This window comes from Streptomyces sp. SS1-1 (assembly GCF_008973465.1).
In the GTDB taxonomy this organism is placed as follows: domain Bacteria; phylum Actinomycetota; class Actinomycetes; order Streptomycetales; family Streptomycetaceae; genus Streptomyces.
Window position 1 is genome coordinate 1,839,856 of sequence record NZ_WBXN01000004.1, and the last position, 17,744, is coordinate 1,857,599.

The window sequence follows — 17,744 nt, forward strand, 5'->3', positions numbered from 1 at the left end:
AAGTCTATGCCTCGGGACTGACACCCACGGGCCTCCCCCGCGTACCTTCACAGCGAGGGCCCGCGGGCACTTTCCGGCGGGCCCGCCCGTTCGATACGACAGAAACGCTGTCGTACACATGCACCAGGAGGCACCCAGCGATGTCGGTCCCCCAGCTCAACGACGAGCAGCGCGGCGACGAGATCCTCGCCGTCTTCGGCACCGCCTTCGGCGAGCTCCTGGCCGCCGACCCGGCCGCGTTCCGCGTGAAGTTCCGGAAGATGGCGGCCTCGGCCTTCGCCTTCTACCGGGGCACCGCGTGCCTCTTCTACCACGACCTGGCCGCGGAGAAGCGGGGCGGCCCGTACCTGGACGAGCGCACCTCGCGCGTGTGGATCCACGGCGACCTCCACGCGGAGAACTTCGGCACGTACATGGACTCCAACGGCCGCCTGGTCTTCAACGTCAACGACTTCGACGAGGCCTACGTCGGCCCGTTCACCTGGGACCTCAAGCGCTTCGCCGCCTCCGTCGCCCTCATCGGCTACGCCAAGGCGCTGAGCGACGACCAGATCAGCGAGCTGGTGCGGATCTACGCGGACGCCTACCGCGCGCGGATCCACGCCCTCGCGACCGGCGCCAAGAGCGACGAGGTGCCGCCGTTCACGCTGGACACCGCCGAGGGCCCGCTGCTGGGCGCCCTGCGCGCCGCCCGCTCGCTGACCCGCTTCGAGCTGCTGGACTCGATGACGGAGATCCGCGACTTCGAGCGCCGCTTCGCCCCCGGCGGCGGTGCCATCGAGCTGGACGCGGCCACGCGGTACAAGGTGCTCGCGGCCTTCGACGGCTATCTGGAGACGCTGCCGGACGCCTCGCTGGCCCGCCCCGACTCCTACCGCGTGAAGGACGTCGTGGGGCGGCGCGGCATCGGGATCGGCTCGGCGGGGCTGCCGTCGTACAACATCCTGCTGGAGGGCCACAGCGACGCCCTGGAGAACGATGTGGTGATCTACATCAAGCAGGCCCAGACCCCGGCCGTCTCCCGGCACATCACGGACCCGGCGATCGCCGGGTACTTCCAGCACGAGGGCCACCGCACGGTGATCTCCCAGCGCGCCCTCCAGGCGCACGCCGACCCCTGGCTCGGCTGGACCGAACTGGACGGCGCGGGCCAGCTGGTCGCGGAGGTCTCGCCGTACGCCGTGGACCTGGACTGGGGCGACATCGACGACCCGGAGGAGATCGCGGCGGTCGTCGCCGACCTCGGCCGGGCCACCGCGGCGATGCACGCGGCGGCGGACGACACCTCCGGGGAGTCGCTGGTGCCGTTCTCCACCGAGCGCGCCATCGACGCGGCGATCGCCGCCGACGAGGAGAGCTTCGCCGAGCTGCTGGTCTCCTTCGCGCACGACTACGGCGCACGCGCGCGTGCCGACCACCAGATCTTCGTGGACCTCTTCCGCAACGGCCGGATCCCGGGTCTGTGACGAAGGGGTCACCCCCCGTCCTTCCCGGCCTCCTCACAGCCACCCTTTAGGGGTCTCTTACAGCCCTTCGTGCCACACTCTTCTCTCGTTATGGACATCTCCGGGACCCAGCTCCGAGCGGTACGCGCGGCGCTGTTCACGTCACTCGTGGTGACGTTGAGCACGGCGTCGCACGTCCTGCTGTCCCGGGCACCCCTGCCGCTGAACACGGTGGCGCTGCTGGCGGCCGCCGTGTTCGCGCTGGCGTACGCGCTGGCCGGCCGGGAGCGTGGCTTCGGGCGGATCGCCGCCCTGCTGATCCCGCTGGAGCTGGCCGCCGACACGATCCTCACCACCGGGCAGCACGTCTGCTACGGCAGGGCGGGCGGCCCGGTCGCGGGCCCGCTGGCCTCCGTCGGCTGGGACGTGCTGTGCGGCGACGGCACCCGGGTCGGCGCCCCGCTGGCCCAGGTCACCGGCACCGACCCGGACCGGCTCGGCGGGCTCCTCGCGCACGCCGACCCGGCCACCGCCTGGTTCCTGCTCGCCGCCCACGTCGGTGTGGGCCTCGCCGCCGCGGCCTGGCTGCGGCGGGGCGAGCGGGCCCTGGCCCAGCTGCTGCGCGCGGTCGCGGCGACCACGTTCCGGCCGCTGATGCTGGCGGTCGCCGCGGTGACGGTCCGCCTGACCGCACCGGCCCGGCGCCTGCCGCGCCCGGCCCACCGGGCGGCCTCCGCCCTCCTCCTGCTCCTCGTGCACTCCCTGGGACGGCGTGGACCGCCGTGCTCGCCCGCGTTCGCGTGAACGCCTTCTGAGCACTACGGCCCACCCGTACGTATCCCGCACACGACGTGTGCGCGTCCCCATGCATGGAGATCACCCAATGAGCAAGCGGAACAGCCAAGCGGCGAAGTCGGCGGCCCGAGAGCGCCTGCGCGCCGAACGCGAACGCGAGGCCAAGCGCGCGAAGGTCAGGCGCCAGATCATCGTGGCCGCCTCGGTCGTCGGCGTCCTGGCGGCAGCGGGCGGAATCGGCTACGCGGTCGTCCAGGCGAACAAGCCCAGCTACTGGGAGTCGCTGACCGACGCCAAGGTCACGGCCCCGTCCCACACGACCGGTACCAATGGCACGACGGTCGTCATCGGCAAGGACAGCGCCAAGAAGACCCTCAAGCTGTACGAGGACCCGCGCTGCCCGGTCTGCGCCTCCTTCGAGCAGGCCGTCGGCCCGACCGTCGAGAAGGACATCGAGGCCGGCAAGTTCAAGCTGCAGTTCGTCGGCGGCACCTTCCTCGACGGCGACCAGATGAAGGACAGCAAGATCGGGGCCAACGGCGAGGGGTCGAAGAACGCGATGAGCGCCCTGGGCGCCGCGCTGAACGTGAGCCCCGAGGCGTTCCTCTCCTACAAGAGCGCCCTGTACTCGGAGAAGTTCCACCCGCTGGAGTCCGAGGACAAGTTCAAGGACGACGCGTACCTGATCAAGGTGGCGGACTCCGTCCCCGCTCTGAAGGGCAACACCAAGTTCCAGGACGCGGTCAAGAAGGGCACGTACGACGCCTGGGCCCTGGCCATGTCGAAGACCTTCGACACCAACAAGGACGGTGTGACGGGCACGCCGAGCCTCGTGATGAACGGCAAGATCCTGGAGAAGTCCGACGCCAACCAGCCCTGGACGGTGGCCGAGTACACCAAGGCCGTGGACGCGGCCCTCAAGGGCTGACGTCCGCCTTCGGGCGCCGCTGACCGCAAGGAAGCCGGACCTCCGTGTGAAGGGCGGGCGAATTTCCTGGAATTCGCCCGCCCGTGCGAGTACCCCTCAGTAACCTGATCGGCTGTGACCAGTCGATACAGATCATCCGATCAGTACAACGCGCTCAGCCCACGCCGCCGTTCGGTCGTCAAGGCCGCGGCGGCGACGGCTGTCCTGGCCGGCCCGCTCGCCGGCGCCCTTCCCGCCCGCGCCGTCGACGCGGCCCCCGCCTTCCTGCACGGTGTCGCCTCCGGCGACCCGCTGCCCGACGGCGTCCTGCTGTGGACCCGGGTGACGCCGACGCCCGACGCCCTGCCCGGTTCCGGGGTCGGACCGGACATCACGGTGAGCTGGACCGTCGCCCTGGACAAGGGGTTCACCCAGGTCGTCTCCCGGGGCTCGACGACCGCGACCGCCGCCGCCGACCACACCGTCAAGGCCGACATCCGCGGCCTGTCACCGGCCACCGACTACTGGTTCCGCTTCTCGGCCGGCGGCACCGACTCCCCGGCGGCGCGCACCCGCACCGCGCCGGCGGCGGACGCCCCGGTGGCCAACCTCCGCTTCGGCGTGGTCTCCTGCGCCAACTGGGAGGCCGGCTACTTCTCCGCGTACCGCCACCTCGCGGCCCGCGGCGACCTCGACGCCTGGCTCCACCTCGGCGACTACATCTACGAGTACGGCTCCGGCGACTACACCAACCGCGGCAAGGTCGTGCGCCCGCACGCCCCCACCCACGAGATCGTCACGCTCGCCGACTACCGGATCCGGCACGCCAAGTACAAGACGGACCCCGACCTCCAGGCCCTGCACACCAAGGCCCCGGTCATCGCGATCTGGGACGACCACGAGTTCGCCAATGACACCTGGTCGGGCGGCGCCGAGAACCACACCGAGGGGGCCGAGGGCGCCTGGGCGGACCGGCAGGCCGCCGCCAAGCAGGCGTACTTCGAGTGGATGCCGGTGCGCCCGGCGATCGCCGGCACCACCTACCGCCGGCTGCGCTTCGGCAAGCTCGTCGACCTGTCCCTGCTCGACCTGCGCTCGTTCCGCTCCCAGCAGGTCTCCATCGGCAACGGCGAGGTCGACGACCCCGACCGCACGCTGACCGGGCGCGCCCAACTGGACTGGCTGAAGGCGAACCTGAAGTCCTCGGACACCACCTGGCGGCTGGTCGGCAACTCCGTGATGATCTCGCCGTTCGCGGTCGGCTCCCTCTCCGCCGACCTGCTCAAGCCGCTCGCCAAGCTGCTGGGCCTGCCGCAGGAGGGGCTCGCCCTCAACCCCGACCAGTGGGACGGCTACACGGACGACCGGCGTGAACTCCTCGCGCACCTGCGGTCGAACGCGATCCGCAACACGGTCTTCCTCACCGGCGACATCCACATGGCGTGGGCGAACGACGTCCCCGTGGACGCCGGCACCTACCCGCTGTCGGCCTCCGCCGCCACGGAGTTCGTCGTCACCTCGGTGACGTCGGACAACCTGGACGACATCGTCAAGGTTCCCGAGGGCACGCTCTCGGCGATCGCCGCCCCGGTCATCCGCGCCGCGAACCGGCACGTCCACTGGGTCGACACCGACCGCCACGGCTACGGGATCCTGGACATCACGGCCGACCGCGCGCAGATGGACTACTACGTCACGTCCGACCGCACGAAGCAGGACGCCACCTCCAAGTGGACCCGCTCCTACCGCACCCGCAACGGCACCCAGAAGGTCGAGCGCACGTACGACCCGGTGTGACCGGGACCTAGAGGGATTCCAGGAAGCCGAGTGCCACCCGCCAGGTGGCCTCGGCCGCCTCCTCGTCGTAGTCCGGGAGGTCCGGGTCGGTGTAGAGGTGCCCGGCGCCCGCGTACCGGTAGACCTCGACGTCGGCGCCCGCCCGGCCCATCTGGAGGTACCAGGCGCTCAGCCAGTCGTCCGTCTCGAACGGGTCCGGCTCGGCCACGTGCAGCTGCACCGGCAGGTCGTCCACGGAGGCGTTCACCGCGATGTCCGAGGTGCCGTGCAGGAGCAGCAGCCCGCGGGCCTTGTCGTCGCCGAGCGCCAGCGTCTGCGCGATGGAGGCGCCGAGCGAGAACCCGGCGTAGACCAGCCCCCGCTCCGAGTAGGGGGCCGCGGCCAGCACGGCCCGCTTCAGCAGCTCGTCCTTGCCGATCGACGTGTTGAACTCCATGCCGTCCTCGACCGTCTCGAAGGTGCGCCCTTCGAACAGGTCCGGCGTCCACACCTCGTGTCCGGCGGCACGCAGCCGGTCCGCGGCCTGCCGCACCGCGGGCCTGAGCCCATAGGTCGAGTGAAAGAGCATGATGTTCATGAGCCCATGGTGCCAGCCGGTCCGGCGAGGCCGTGACCAGCGCCTCATCGCCCCCGATGTTCAGGCCCCCCGGAGGCTGGTTACGTTCGAGGGATGGAGACCATACTCCGACCCCTGCTCGTGATCGGCGGCTCGGTCCTGCTCACCCTGCTCATCGGGTGGGCCACCGACCGCCTGATGCGCAAGGCCGACGAACGCCACGGCGAGACCCCGCTGTGGGGGCTGCTGCGCCGCGCCCGCGTCCCCTGGCAGGTCGTGCTGTGCGCGGCCCTGCTCAGAGGGTCCTACGACGAGTCCCGGCTGCTCCAGCAGCACCACGTCGCCGTGGGCCGGGTGCTCACCCTGGTGCTGATCGGCGCGGCGGCCTGGCTGGCGATACGGATCGCCGCCGCGGTCGTGGAGACCTCGTACAGCCGTTACGCCCGCGCACATCACGATCCGGCCCGGGTCCGCCGGGTCCGCACGCAGGTGACGCTGATCATGCGGGTGGTGTCCGCGGTCGTCGGCGTGGTGGCGGGGGCCGCGATGCTGCTGACGTTCCCGGCGTTCCGCGCGGCCGGCGCCTCGCTGCTGGCCTCGGCCGGCATCCTCGGCATCGTCGCCGGTGTGGCCGCCCAGTCGACGCTGAGCAACATGTTCGCCGGCCTGCAGATCGCCTTCGGCGACATGGTGCGCATCGGGGACACGGTCGTCGTGGACGACGAGTGGGGCACGGTCGAGGAGATCACCCTGACCTTCCTGACCGTACGGACCTGGGACGAACGCCGGATCACCATGCCGGTGTCGTACTTCACGGCGAAGTCGTTCGAGAACTGGTCGCGCGGCGGCGCCCAGATGACCGGCACCGTCTATCTGCACGTCGACCACTCGGCCCCGCTGGACGCGATGCGCGAGAAGCTCCGCGACATCGTGCGCGAGTGCCCGGCCTGGGACGGCCGCAGCCACGGCCTGGTCGTCACCGACTCGACGCCCTCCACCATGGAGGTCCGCGCCCTGGTCACCGCGAAGGACGCCGACGACCTGTGGACGATCCGGGTCACCGTGCGCGAGCAGCTGATCCGCTGGCTGACCGAGCGGCACCCGTACGCGCTGCCCCGCGTCAACGCGGCGGACGCGGTCCTGCCGCCCGGCTTCCCGGTGCCCGGCCGGGTCCCGCCGGCCCGCCGCACCCTCCCCCGCGGCCAGCAGTCCTCGGCACGTTCCGACCGCCCCTGACGGCCTCAGTGACCGCGCTCGGCGCCGCCGTTGACCTGGATGATCTGTGAGGTGATGTGGGCGGCGCCGTGCGACGCCAGCCAGTGCAGCGTCGCGGCCACGTCGCCGGGCGTCCCGGCCCGCCCGTCGGCCGTCTCGGCGACGAGCCGGGCGCGCCGCTCCTCGCTCATGGCGTCGCCGAAGAACTCGGTGTCCTCGACGTATCCGGGGGCGACGACGTTCACGGTGATCCCGCGCGGCCCCAACTGCCGGGCGAGGTCGTGGGCGTACGGGTGCAGCGCCGCCTTGGACGCCGCGTACGCCCCGCTGCCCGAGCCGCGGTAGGCCGCGATGGAGCTGAGGAACAGCACCCGCCCGCCGGGGTCGGCGAGCCGGTCCTTGAGGGCCTCGGTGAGCAGGGCGGCGGTCAGCGTGTTCAGACCGAAGTTCAGGGTCCAGTCGTGCAGGACGACGTCGAGCGGTTCGTCGCTGTCCACCCGGGGCTCCAGGCCACCCGAGCCACCCGCGCTGTGGACCAGCACGTCCACCGTGCCGAACTCGGCGGCGACGAAGCGCTCCACCGCACGCGCCCCGCGCGGCCTGCTCAGATCCGCCGCGAAGGTCAGGGCGCCGGGCACCCCCGCCTGCTCCAGGACCTCGGCGCGCCGCCCGAGCAGCAGCACCTGGTCCCCGTCCGCGGCGAACAACCGGGCCGTCGCGAGCCCGATCCCCGTACCGCCTCCACTGATGACAACGTTGCGAGCCATGATCAGATGGTACGAAGCCCGGGGCCCCGGCGGGTGGATCAGCGCAGACTGCGCACGTCCAGATGCCGCAGCACCCGGTCCACGACCTCGGGGTCGGCCCCCGGCTCGGTGCGGGCCGCGAGGATCTCGTGGCGGGCCGCGCTCAGCAGCTCGCTCTGGATGCGCCGGACCCGCTTGAGCCGTTTCGCCCGCTGGTGCTGGGCCTCCCGGCGTTCCTCCTCGCCCAGGTCGGGGCTGATCCGCACGCCGATGTCCAGGGCCCGCCGCAGCATCTGCTCGGACAGCTCGTCGGGCAGCTCCTCGACGGCCTCGATCTCCCGCAGTCTGCGTTTGGCCGCCTTGGCCGCGCGGGTCGCCAGCGACCGTTCGTACTCCTTCTCCCATTCGCTGTCGGCCTCCACCCCGAGCCGTCTGACCAGCCACGGCAGGGTCAGCCCCTGGAGGACGAGGGTCGCCATGATCACGCCGAACGCGATGAAGACGATCTCGTCCCGGTCCGGGAAGGGGGATCCGGCGTCGGTCTCCAGCGGGATGGCCAGCGCCAGCGCGACGGACGCCACCCCGCGCATCCCCGACCACCACATGACGACGGTCTCGCGCCAGGTCATCGGGATCTCCTCCTCGACGTCCCGTCTGGCGTGCATCCGTTTGGCGAGCCAGCTGGCCGGCAGCAGGTAGAGCAGCCGCACGACCACGACGACGCCGACCACGGCGCCCGCCCAGGTGAGCATCTCGCCCCAGCGCCCGGCTGCGGTGCCGAGCGCGTTGTGCAGTTCCAGGCCGACCAGTCCGAAGGCGACACCGGTGACCAGCGTGTCGACGATGTCCCAGAAGGTGTGCCCGGCGAGCCGGGTCATCACGTCGTCGGCGTCGGTGGCGTACTCGGCGAGGAACAGGGCGGTGACGAGCACCGCGAGCACCCCGGAGCCGTGCAGCTCCTCCGCCATCACGTAGGAGGCGTACGGCACCAGGAGGGAGAGCCCGATCTGCAGGGTGGGGTCGCCCAGCAGGTCCATCAGCTTGTAGGCGCCCCAGCCGAGGGCGAGCCCGACGGCCAGCGCGACCACGGCCGACAGCACCAGGTCGAGCCCGGCCTGCCACGGGGAGAAGGTGCCGCTCACGGCGGCGGCGATGGCCACGTGGTACAGCACGATCGCCGTGACGTCGTTGAACAGGCCCTCGCCCTCCAGGATGGACACCAGGCGGCGCGGCAGCCCGAGCTGTCCCGCGACGGCGGTGGCCGCGACCGGGTCGGGCGGCGCGACGAGGGCGCCGAGCGCGACGGCCGCCGCGAGGGGCAGGCCCGGCACGATCGCCTGCGCGACCGCGGCCACGCACACCGTGGTGACGAACACCAGGGCGACGGCGAGCAGGAAGATGGGCCGTACGTTCGCCGCGAACTGCCGCCAGGACGTGCGCCGTACGGCGGCGTAGAGCAGCGGTGGCAGCAGCAGCGGCAGGATCAGGTCGGGCGGGACGTCCACGTTGGGGACGAACTCCAGCAGCGCGAGGACGATCCCGAGCAGGGTCATGAGCACCGGGGCCGGCAGGCCGACCCGCTCTCCGACGGGGACGCTCACCAGGGCCCCGAGCAACAGCACGAACAGCAGGGCCAACTGATCCACGGTCAGCGCTCCGACGGATAGGCGTCCACGGGACAGACCTCAAGCCTGCCACGCCTCGCGCCCCACCAGCGCGTTCGCGCCCTACTGCGTCAGGGCGCGCCGCATCGCGCGGTGGGGTATTCCGGCGTCGGGGAACTCGGGTCCGTACGCCACGTACCCCAGACGCTCGTAGAAACCCAGGGCATGGGTCTGCGCGTGCAGGTCGACGGCCGTGAGTCCCCTCACACGGGCCGCGTCCTCGACGGCCCGCACGAGGGCCGCGCCGACGCCGAGGCCCCGGGCCTCCTTGGTCACGGCGAGCCGGCCCAGCGATCCCACGAGGGGGTCCCCGCCGGTCTTGGCGGCGGCCGCCTCGCCGTACAGCAGCCGGCCGGTCCCCAGCGGCAGCCCGTCCTCGCGGACCGCGAGCACATGGACCGCGCCGGCGTCGTAGGCGTCGTACTCGATCTCCGGCGGGACGCCCTGCTCGGCGACGAAGACCTCCTTGCGCACCGCGAAGCAGGCCTCGCGGTCGGCGGGGTCCTCGGCGACCCGCACGGTGTACGCGGGGGTGCTCATGCCCAGGTCTCCTCGCGCACCTGCTCGAGGGCCTGCTGGAGGTCGGCGGGGTAGTCGCTGGCGAACTCCACCCACTGCCCGTCCCCGGGGTGCTCGAAGCCGAGGCGCACCGCGTGCAGCCACTGGCGGGTCAGCCGCAGCCGCTTGGCGAGCGTCGGGTCGGCGCCGTAGGTGAGGTCGCCGACGCAGGGGTGCCGGTGGGCGGCCATGTGGACGCGGATCTGGTGGGTGCGGCCGGTCTCCAGCTTCACGTCGAGCAGCGAGGCGGCCCGGAACGCCTCGATGAGGTCGTAGTGCGTGACGGACGGCTTGCCCTCGGCGGTGACCGCCCACTTGTAGTCGTGGTTCGGGTGGCGGCCGATCGGCGCGTCGATGGTGCCGCTGGTCGGATCGGGGTGGCCCTGCACGAGCGTGTGGTACCGCTTGTCGACCGTGCGCTCCTTGAACTGACGCTTGAGCGAGGTGTACGCGTACTCGGACTTGGCGACGACCATCAGGCCGGAGGTGCCCACGTCGAGCCGGTGCACGATGCCCTGGCGCTCGGCGGCGCCGGAGGTGGAGATGCGGTAACCGGCGGCGGCGAGGCCACCGATCACCGTCGGCCCGCTCCAGCCCGGCGAGGGGTGCGCGGCGACACCGACGGGCTTGACGATCACGACCACGTCGTCGTCGTCATGGACGATCTCCATGCCCTCGACGGGCTCGGCGACGACCTGGACGGGGGCGGGGGCCTGCGGCATCTCGACCTCGAGCCAGGCCCCGCCGTGCACCCGCTCGGACTTCCCGACCACCGACCCGTCGACCGTGACCTTCCCCGCCGCGGCCAGCTCGGCCGCCTTCGTACGGGAGAAGCCGAACATGCGGGAGATGGCGGCGTCGACGCGCTCGCCCTCCAGGCCGTCCGGCACGGGCAGGGTACGGATCTCGGGAATCGTGCTCACCCGTCGAGTATGCCGGACGGGGCGGGCTGACCCGCACGGGCCTGTGGACGAGCACGGGCCTGTGGACAACCCGTGGCCGCCCGCCGCGTGCGGTCAGTCCTTGTGGACGGTCCCGTCCGGGTCCAGGCCCCGGAACGACAGCAGCACGATCAGGACACCGCCGCACACGATCGCGGAGTCCGCGAGGTTGAACACGGCGAAGTGCTTGGGCGCGATGAAGTCCACGACGGCGCCCTCGAAGATTCCGGGCGCCCGGAAGATCCGGTCGGTGAGGTTGCCGAGGGCCCCGCCGAGCAGCAAACCGAGCGCGATCGCCCAGGGCAGGCTGTACAGCTTGCGGGCGAGGCGGGCGATCACCACGATCACGGCGGCCGCGATCACCGTGAAGATCACGGTGAAGGCCTCGCCGAAACCGAAGGCGGCGCCCGCGTTGCGGATCGCCTCGAACTTCAGCCAGTCCCCGATGATCTCGATGGGCGGCTGGTGCTCCAGCTCCGCGACCACCCACATCTTGCTGAGCAGGTCGAGGACGTACGCGAACGCGGCCACGCCGAAGAGCACGGCGATCCGGCGCCTGCCCCGGGGCCGCTCGGCCGCCGCCGCGTCGTTAGCCCGCCGGTCGGACTGCTCCGGCCCGGCGTCCCCCGCCTCCGGGGTGTCCGGCGTACCGATGATGCGCTCCGCCTCTGCCACGTGAGTCCCTCGACCTAGGTACCTGACTGAGGACGAGAGTACGGCACGTCCCGCGTCACCCGCCTGCCGGTCAGTACCGGCGTTCCTGCTTCTGCTTGCACTCCACGCACAGGGTCGCGCGCGGGAACGCCTGCATCCGGGCCTTGCCGATCGGATTGCCGCAGTTCTCGCACAGACCGTAGGTCCCGGCGTCCAGCCGTTCCAGGGCGTGCTCGGTCTGGGTGAGCATCTCGCGCGCGTTGGCCGCGAGGGCGAGCTCGTGCTCGCGCGTGATGTTCTTCGCGCCGGTGTCCGCCTGGTCGTCGCCGGCCCCGTCCCCGGAGTCGCGCATCAGGCCGGCGAGGGCCCGCTCCGAGGAGGTGATCTCGTCGCGCAGCCGCGTCTCCTCCCCCTGGAGCTCGGCGCGGGCCTCCTCGACCTCTTCCGGGGTCCAGGGGTCCTCGCCGGGGCGTACGGCCAGGTCGCCGGGGTCCGCCGCGGCGATGCGCGCCTTGGGAACGGCGGTCTTGGCCGCCGTGGCCGTGCCAGGAGTCTTCTTCGCAACCACTGTCGTGGCTCCCGTCTGCTCCGCGGCCTGCGCCGCGCCCGCCTTCTTGGCCCTGCTCCGGGTGGCCGGCCGCTCACCGGCCGCCCGTCCCGCGTCCACCGTCTTCTTCCCGGTCCCGCCGGCCGTGCCGGTCCTCTTCCCGGTGGTGCCCTTCCCCGTGGCGCCCTTCCCCGTGCCCTGCCTCCCGGCCGCCCCGCGCGTCCCGGCCGTCTGCGGGACGGCGGCCCCGTCGGCCACGGCCTCGGTCCGGCCCGCGCGGGACGCCGCCTCCTTCGTGGCACCGCCTCCCGCGCGCGGAGCCGCTCCGGCCTTCCCCCCTGCCGTGCCCCCGGAGGCCGCACGGCCGGAGCCACCGGCACGGGTCGAACCGCTCGACGCCGACTGCTGTACGGCGGTCTTCTTCGCCACCATGCCGCGGCCCCTTCACATTTTATGATCTTGCTCGCGAATCGTGCTGGGACGATAAATCGACTCGAGTCCCACGGCAACGGGGCACACCGCCCGATTCGCCCGCCCCGCGCAGGGAGCGCGCCGGACCTGCATCCGTTGTGCCCAGCTCCCCGCCGGGTATGCCGCCGGAAAGAACGTCCCGGGATCCGAACAGGGGTGCCGCGCCATTCGAGTCACCGCGCGCGGCCGCCGCCCGCCCCCGCGCCCCCCGCCTCCCGCACCGGAAATCCGGTCGGCCGCCGCCCCCGCGGCGCCGTACACTGGGCGGAGCGAAAAGCGTGGATGGGGACGAGTAGCGGCGTACGCAGCCCAGAGCGACCCGGGGACGGTGTGAGCCCGGGGGCGAGCGCGACGTGAAGATCACCCCGGAGCCGCCGGAAGAAAGCCGCAGCAGACCACCGCGACGGCGAGTAGACCCGGTATCGCGACCCCAATGAGGGGGCTCACCGGCGCACACCCCGCGCCGGAGGGCCAAGGAGGGTGGTACCGCGGGAGCGCGCCGCACGGCGCACGGAAAGACCCAGCTCTCGTCCCTCCGGACGGAAGGCAGCAAGTCCGCCGGAGGAAGCTCGCTGATGACACAGCCGACGTACCGCCAGGTGCCCGCCCAGGTCGACCTGCCCGCGCTCGAGCACGCGGTGCTCGACTTCTGGCGCGAGCAGAAGATCTTCGCCAAGAGCCTGGAGCAGTCCGAGGGGCGCCCCGAGTGGGTGTTCTACGAGGGCCCGCCCACCGCCAACGGCATGCCGGGTGCCCACCACATCGAGGCCCGCGTCTTCAAGGACGTCTTCCCCCGCTTCCGCACCATGCGCGGCTACCACGTGGCCCGCAAGGCCGGCTGGGACTGCCACGGCCTGCCCGTGGAGCTGGCCGTCGAGAAGGAGCTCGGCTTCTCCGGCAAGCAGGACATCGAGGCGTACGGCATCGCCGAGTTCAACGCCAGGTGCCGTGAGTCGGTGACCCGCCACACCGACGCCTTCACCGAGCTGACGACCCGCATGGGCTACTGGGTCGACCTCGACGACGCCTACCGCACCATGGACCCCGAGTACGTCGAGTCCGTCTGGTGGTCGCTGAAGGAGATCTTCGGCAAGGGCCTGCTGGTCCAGGACCACCGCGTCGCCCCCTGGTGCCCGCGCTGCGGCACCGGCCTGTCCGACCACGAGCTGGCCCAGGGCTACGAGACGGTCGTCGACCCGTCCGTCTACGTCCGCTTCCCGCTCACCTCCGGCCCGCTGGCCGGCGAGGCCGCCCTGCTGGTCTGGACGACGACCCCCTGGACGCTGGTCTCCAACACGGCGGTCGCCGCGCACCCCGACGTCACGTACGTGGTCGCCACCAACGGCGAGGAGAAGCTGGTCGTCGCCGAGCCGCTGGTCGAGAAGGCCCTCGGCGAGGGCTGGGAGACCACCGGGCGGTCCTTCACCGGCGCCGAGATGGAGCGCTGGACGTACCAGCGCCCCTTCGAGCTGGTCGAGTTCCCGGCCGAGGCCCACTACGTGGTCAACGCCGAGTACGTGACCACCGAGGACGGTACGGGCCTGGTCCACCAGTCCCCCGCCTTCGGTGAGGACGACCTCAAGGTCTGCCGCTCCTACGGCCTCCCCGTCGTGAACCCGGTCCGTCCCGACGGCACCTTCGAGGAGGACGTCCCGCTGGTCGGCGGCGTCTTCTTCAAGAAGGCCGACGAGAAGCTCACCGCGGACCTCGACGAGCGCGGTCTGCTCTTCAAGCACCTCCCGTACGAGCACAGCTACCCGCACTGCTGGCGCTGCCACACCGCGCTGCTCTACTACGCGCAGCCGTCCTGGTACATCCGCACCACGGCCATCAAGGACCGTCTCCTCGAGGAGAACGAGGGCACCAACTGGTTCCCGGACACGGTCAAGCACGGCCGCTACGGCGACTGGCTCAACAACAACATCGACTGGGCGCTGTCCCGCAACCGCTACTGGGGCACCCCGCTGCCGATCTGGCGCTGCGAGGACGACCACCTCACCTGCGTCGGCTCCCGCGCGGAGCTCAGCGAGCTGACCGGCACCGACCAGTCGGACCTCGACCCGCACCGCCCGTACATCGACGAGGTCACCTTCGCCTGCCCGACCTGCCAGAAGACGGCCACGCGCGTGCCGGAGGTCATCGACGCCTGGTACGACTCGGGTTCGATGCCGTTCGCGCAGTGGGGCTACCCGTACAAGAACAAGGAACTGTTCGAGGCCCGCTACCCGGCGCAGTTCATCTGCGAGGCCATCGACCAGACCCGCGGCTGGTTCTACACGCTGATGGCCGTCGGCACGCTCGTCTTCGACAAGTCGTCGTACGAGAACGTCGTCTGCCTCGGGCACATCCTCGCCGAGGACGGCCGCAAGATGTCCAAGCACCTGGGCAACATCCTGCAGCCGATCCCGCTGATGGACCAGCACGGCGCGGACGCGGTGCGGTGGTTCATGGCGGCCGGCGGCTCCCCCTGGGCGGCCCGCCGCGTCGGCCACACCACCATCCAGGAGGTCGTCCGCAAGACGCTCCTGACGTACTGGAACACGGTCGCCTTCCAGGCCCTGTACGCCCGTACGTCGAACTGGGCGCCGTCCGCGGCCGATCCGGCCCCCGCCGACCGTCCGGTCCTCGACCGCTGGCTGCTGTCCGAGCTGCACGCGCTCACCGACCAGGTCACGCAGGCGCTGGAGGGTTACGACACCCAGCGCGCCGGCAAGCTGCTCTCGGCGTTCGTCGACGACCTGTCCAACTGGTACGTCCGCCGGTCGCGCCGCCGCTTCTGGCAGGGCGACAAGGCCGCGCTGCGCACCCTGCACGAGGTCGTGGAGACGGTGACGAAGCTCATGGCGCCGCTCACCCCGTTCATCACCGAGCGGGTGTGGCAGGACCTGATCGTGCCGGTGAGCCCGGACGCGCCGGAGTCGGTGCACCTGGCGTCCTGGCCGGAGGCCGACCTGTCGGCGATCGACCCGGAGCTGTCCCAGCAGATGGTCCTGGTCCGCCGCCTGGTGGAGCTCGGCCGCGCCACGCGCGCGGAGTCGGGCGTCAAGACCCGCCAGCCGCTGTCCCGCGCGCTGATCGCCGCGACGGGCTTCGACGCCCTGCACCCCGAGCTGCACACGCAGATCACCGAGGAGCTGAACGTCGAGTCGCTGGCGTCGCTGTCCGAGGTGGGCGGCAGCCTGGTGGACACCACCGCCAAGGCCAACTTCCGCGCCCTGGGCAAGCGGTTCGGCAAGCGCGTCCAGGACGTGGCGAAGGCCATCGCGGCCGCGGACGCCGCCGCGCTGTCCCTGGCGCTGCGCGAGGGCACGGCCTCGGTGGAGGTCGACGGCGAGACGGTCGCCCTGGCCCCGGACGAGGTGATCATCACGGAGACGCCGCGCGAGGGCTGGTCGGTGGCGTCCGACGCCGGTGCCACGGTCGCGCTGGACCTGGAGATCACGGAGGGGCTGCGCCGGGCCGGTCTGGCCCGTGACGCGATCCGCCTGATCCAGGAGGCCCGCAAGAACAGCGGCCTGGACGTGGCCGACCGGATCGCCCTGCGCTGGACGGCGACGGACCCGGCGACGGTCGCGGCCCTCGAGGGGCACGCCGGCCTGATCGCCGACGAGGTCCTGGCGACGGACTTCGCCCAGGGCGAGGCGGACGACTCCGGCTACGGGGAGCCGTTCACCGACGAGGGCCTGACCCTGACGTTCCGCCTGCGGAAGGCGTGACGCGGCCCGCTGAGCAACACGAAGGCCCGGCCCGCCAAGAATCCTGGTGGTGCCGGGCCTTCGGCGTGGTGTGCGTCGGACATCACACCCGGCTCCGAACAAACGCCGTATAGACCGTGAACACGCGTAGCAAAAGGGCGAGGCCCCGGAACTCAATCCGGGGCCTCGCCCTGAACGCTGCCGACGCCTGAGGCGTACCGCCGTCCGTCAGTTGTCGTCCTCGTCGATGAGGAACCCGCGCATCGGCGACGGAGCCTGTCCCATCGGGGACGGGCCCTGCGGCCGGACCGGAGCCATCGGCTGGGTCATCGCCGGGGACATCTGCTGCTGACCGCCGTAGGACGGGGCAGCCGGGGACGGGGCGCCGCCCATCGTCTGGTTGCCGCCGTACGACGGGGCGCTCGCGCCGGCCGGAGCCATCGAGGGCGCCGGGGACGGCGGCAGGGACGCCGTGGCCGGAGTGCGCGGCGGGGCCAGCGAGTCGTCCGCCTGGGTCTCCAGCTGACGCAGCTGGGACTCGAGGTAGGACTTCAGCCGCGTGCGGTACTCGCGCTCGAAGCCGCGCAGGTCCTCGACCTTGCGCTCCAGCGTGGCGCGGGCGGACTCCAGGGAGCCCATCGCGACGCGGTGCTTCTCCTGCGCGTCCCGCTCCAGGGCGTCGGCCTTGGCACGGGCGTCACGCTCGAGACCCTCGGCACGCGAACGCGCCTCGCCCACGATCTTGTTGGCCTCGGAACGGGCCTCCGCGATCGCCTGGTCGGCGGTCTGCTGGGCGAGCGACAGGACGCGCGCCGCGCTGTCGCCACCGGGGCCGCCCTGACCGGGACCGCCCATCGGGCCACCCATCGGACCACCCATGGGGCCGCCCATCTGCTGCATGGGGGGCTGGCCCATCGGCCCCGGACCCTGGCCCATCGGACCGGGACCCTGAGGGCCACCCTGACCGCCGGGGCCGGCGGGCAGCTGCGGGGCACCGCTCGGCAGCTGGGGCGGACCACCCATGGGGCCACCCATCTGCTGCTGCGGCGGGCCCGATATCCCGGCGGGGACGGGTCCCCCGGGACCGCGCATGCCCTGCTGCGGCATACCGCCCTGCTGGGGCATGCCGCCCTGCTGCTGGTCCTGCGGGCCGCCCGGGCCACCCGGGCCCTCCGGAGGCTTGCGCATGTTCTGCTGGTTCTGGGCAGCAGCACGCGTCGCCGCGGCCAGCTTGGCGCGCAGGTCCTCGTTCTCGCGGAGCAGGCGGGTCAGTTCGGCTTCGACCTCGTCGAGGAAGGCATCGACCTCGTCCTCGTCATAGCCTTCTCGGAGGCGGACGGTCGTGAACTGCTTGTTCCGCACGTCCTCGGGGGTCAACGGCATCTCTTCACCTCAACGTAGTCGTCGGCAGTCGGCAAGACCGTATCTGTCACATCGTTCACATCGCGCTCCGCACCAGCGTGATCAGGATGTAGACGATGATCAGCAGGACGAAGAAGGACAGGTCGAGCGCCACGCCCCCGAGACGCAGCGGCGGGATGAACCGCCGCAGAAGCTTCAGCGGTGGATCGGTGACAGTGTAGGTGGCCTCCAGAACGACCACCATCGCCTTGCCGGGTTGCCATGAGCGGGCGAACTGGAAGACGTAGTCCATGACCAACCGGAAGATGAGCACGATGAGGAACACCATCAGCGCGATGTAGAGAACCTGCATGACCACGCTCATGACTGGTGTTTCCCTCTCCCCTGTTCC

15 protein-coding genes are annotated in these 17,744 nt (G+C 71.7%); 6 read left to right on the forward strand and 9 right to left on the reverse strand.

Annotated elements, in window-relative coordinates:
* Positions 1-140 precede the first annotated feature (140 nt).
* The 4 genes from F8R89_RS09575 (at position 141) to F8R89_RS09590 (ending at position 4,944) form a co-directional block, all read left to right on the forward strand.
* A complete protein-coding gene (locus F8R89_RS09575) occupies positions 141-1,466 on the forward strand; it encodes a DUF2252 domain-containing protein (RefSeq protein ID WP_151783568.1) in 1,326 nt (441 codons plus the stop codon).
* Between the two features lie 90 nt (positions 1,467-1,556).
* Complete coding sequence (locus tag F8R89_RS09580) at positions 1,557-2,249, forward strand: hypothetical protein (RefSeq protein WP_151783569.1); 693 nt, start codon at positions 1,557-1,559, stop codon at positions 2,247-2,249.
* A gap of 79 nt (positions 2,250-2,328) precedes the next feature.
* Complete coding sequence (locus F8R89_RS09585; protein ID WP_151783570.1) at positions 2,329-3,168, forward strand: thioredoxin domain-containing protein; 840 nt, start codon at positions 2,329-2,331, stop codon at positions 3,166-3,168.
* Positions 3,169-3,282: 114 nt separating this feature from the next.
* The gene (locus tag F8R89_RS09590; RefSeq protein ID WP_151783571.1) at positions 3,283-4,944 is read left to right on the forward strand and encodes an alkaline phosphatase D family protein; all 1,662 of its coding nucleotides are present in this window, start codon (positions 3,283-3,285) and stop codon (positions 4,942-4,944) included.
* Between the two features lie 7 nt (positions 4,945-4,951).
* On the opposite strand, the gene F8R89_RS09595 is transcribed toward F8R89_RS09590, so the two are convergent.
* The gene (locus F8R89_RS09595) at positions 4,952-5,521 is read right to left on the reverse strand and encodes a dienelactone hydrolase family protein (RefSeq protein ID WP_151783572.1); all 570 of its coding nucleotides are present in this window, start codon (positions 5,519-5,521) and stop codon (positions 4,952-4,954) included.
* 93 nt (positions 5,522-5,614) lie between these two features.
* On the opposite strand from F8R89_RS09595, the gene F8R89_RS09600 reads away from it, so the two are divergent.
* Complete coding sequence (locus F8R89_RS09600; protein WP_151783573.1) at positions 5,615-6,736, forward strand: mechanosensitive ion channel family protein; 1,122 nt, start codon at positions 5,615-5,617, stop codon at positions 6,734-6,736.
* A 5-nt stretch (positions 6,737-6,741) separates the two neighbouring features.
* On the opposite strand, the gene F8R89_RS09605 is transcribed toward F8R89_RS09600, so the two are convergent.
* From F8R89_RS09605 to F8R89_RS09630, 6 genes are all read right to left on the reverse strand, one after another.
* Positions 6,742-7,482 (reverse strand): SDR family NAD(P)-dependent oxidoreductase, encoded by a 741-nt coding sequence (locus F8R89_RS09605; protein ID WP_151783574.1) that lies wholly within the window; start codon positions 7,480-7,482, stop codon positions 6,742-6,744.
* 38 nt (positions 7,483-7,520) lie between these two features.
* Positions 7,521-9,107, reverse strand: a complete 1,587-nt coding sequence (locus F8R89_RS09610) for a Na+/H+ antiporter (protein ID WP_151783575.1) — start codon at positions 9,105-9,107, stop codon at positions 7,521-7,523.
* 81 nt (positions 9,108-9,188) lie between these two features.
* Positions 9,189-9,665 (reverse strand): GNAT family N-acetyltransferase, encoded by a 477-nt coding sequence (locus F8R89_RS09615; RefSeq protein WP_151783576.1) that lies wholly within the window; start codon positions 9,663-9,665, stop codon positions 9,189-9,191.
* On the reverse strand, positions 9,662-10,606 hold the full coding sequence (locus F8R89_RS09620) for an RluA family pseudouridine synthase (RefSeq protein WP_151783577.1): 945 nt from the start codon (positions 10,604-10,606) through the stop codon (positions 9,662-9,664). Before F8R89_RS09620 ends, F8R89_RS09615 begins: the two co-directional genes overlap by 4 nt.
* Positions 10,607-10,699: 93 nt before the next feature.
* Positions 10,700-11,299 carry a signal peptidase II gene (gene lspA, locus F8R89_RS09625; RefSeq protein WP_151783578.1) on the reverse strand — a complete coding sequence of 200 codons (600 nt, stop codon included), beginning with the start codon at positions 11,297-11,299 and terminating at the stop codon, positions 10,700-10,702.
* A gap of 70 nt (positions 11,300-11,369) precedes the next feature.
* Positions 11,370-12,257: a TraR/DksA family transcriptional regulator gene (locus tag F8R89_RS09630; protein WP_151783579.1), complete on the reverse strand. Its 888-nt coding sequence runs from the start codon at positions 12,255-12,257 to the stop codon at positions 11,370-11,372.
* Positions 12,258-12,871: 614 nt separating this feature from the next.
* On the opposite strand from F8R89_RS09630, the gene ileS reads away from it, so the two are divergent.
* The gene (gene ileS, locus F8R89_RS09640) at positions 12,872-16,012 is read left to right on the forward strand and encodes an isoleucine--tRNA ligase (protein ID WP_151783580.1); all 3,141 of its coding nucleotides are present in this window, start codon (positions 12,872-12,874) and stop codon (positions 16,010-16,012) included.
* A gap of 207 nt (positions 16,013-16,219) precedes the next feature.
* Here the strand turns inward: ileS and F8R89_RS09645 are convergent, their stop codons facing one another.
* Together F8R89_RS09645 and F8R89_RS09650 are read right to left on the reverse strand one after the other, a co-directional pair.
* Complete coding sequence (locus F8R89_RS09645) at positions 16,220-17,374, reverse strand: DivIVA domain-containing protein (protein WP_151783581.1); 1,155 nt, start codon at positions 17,372-17,374, stop codon at positions 16,220-16,222.
* Positions 17,375-17,429: 55 nt separating this feature from the next.
* The gene (locus F8R89_RS09650; RefSeq protein ID WP_062674960.1) at positions 17,430-17,717 is read right to left on the reverse strand and encodes a YggT family protein; all 288 of its coding nucleotides are present in this window, start codon (positions 17,715-17,717) and stop codon (positions 17,430-17,432) included.
* Positions 17,718-17,744 lie beyond the last annotated feature (27 nt).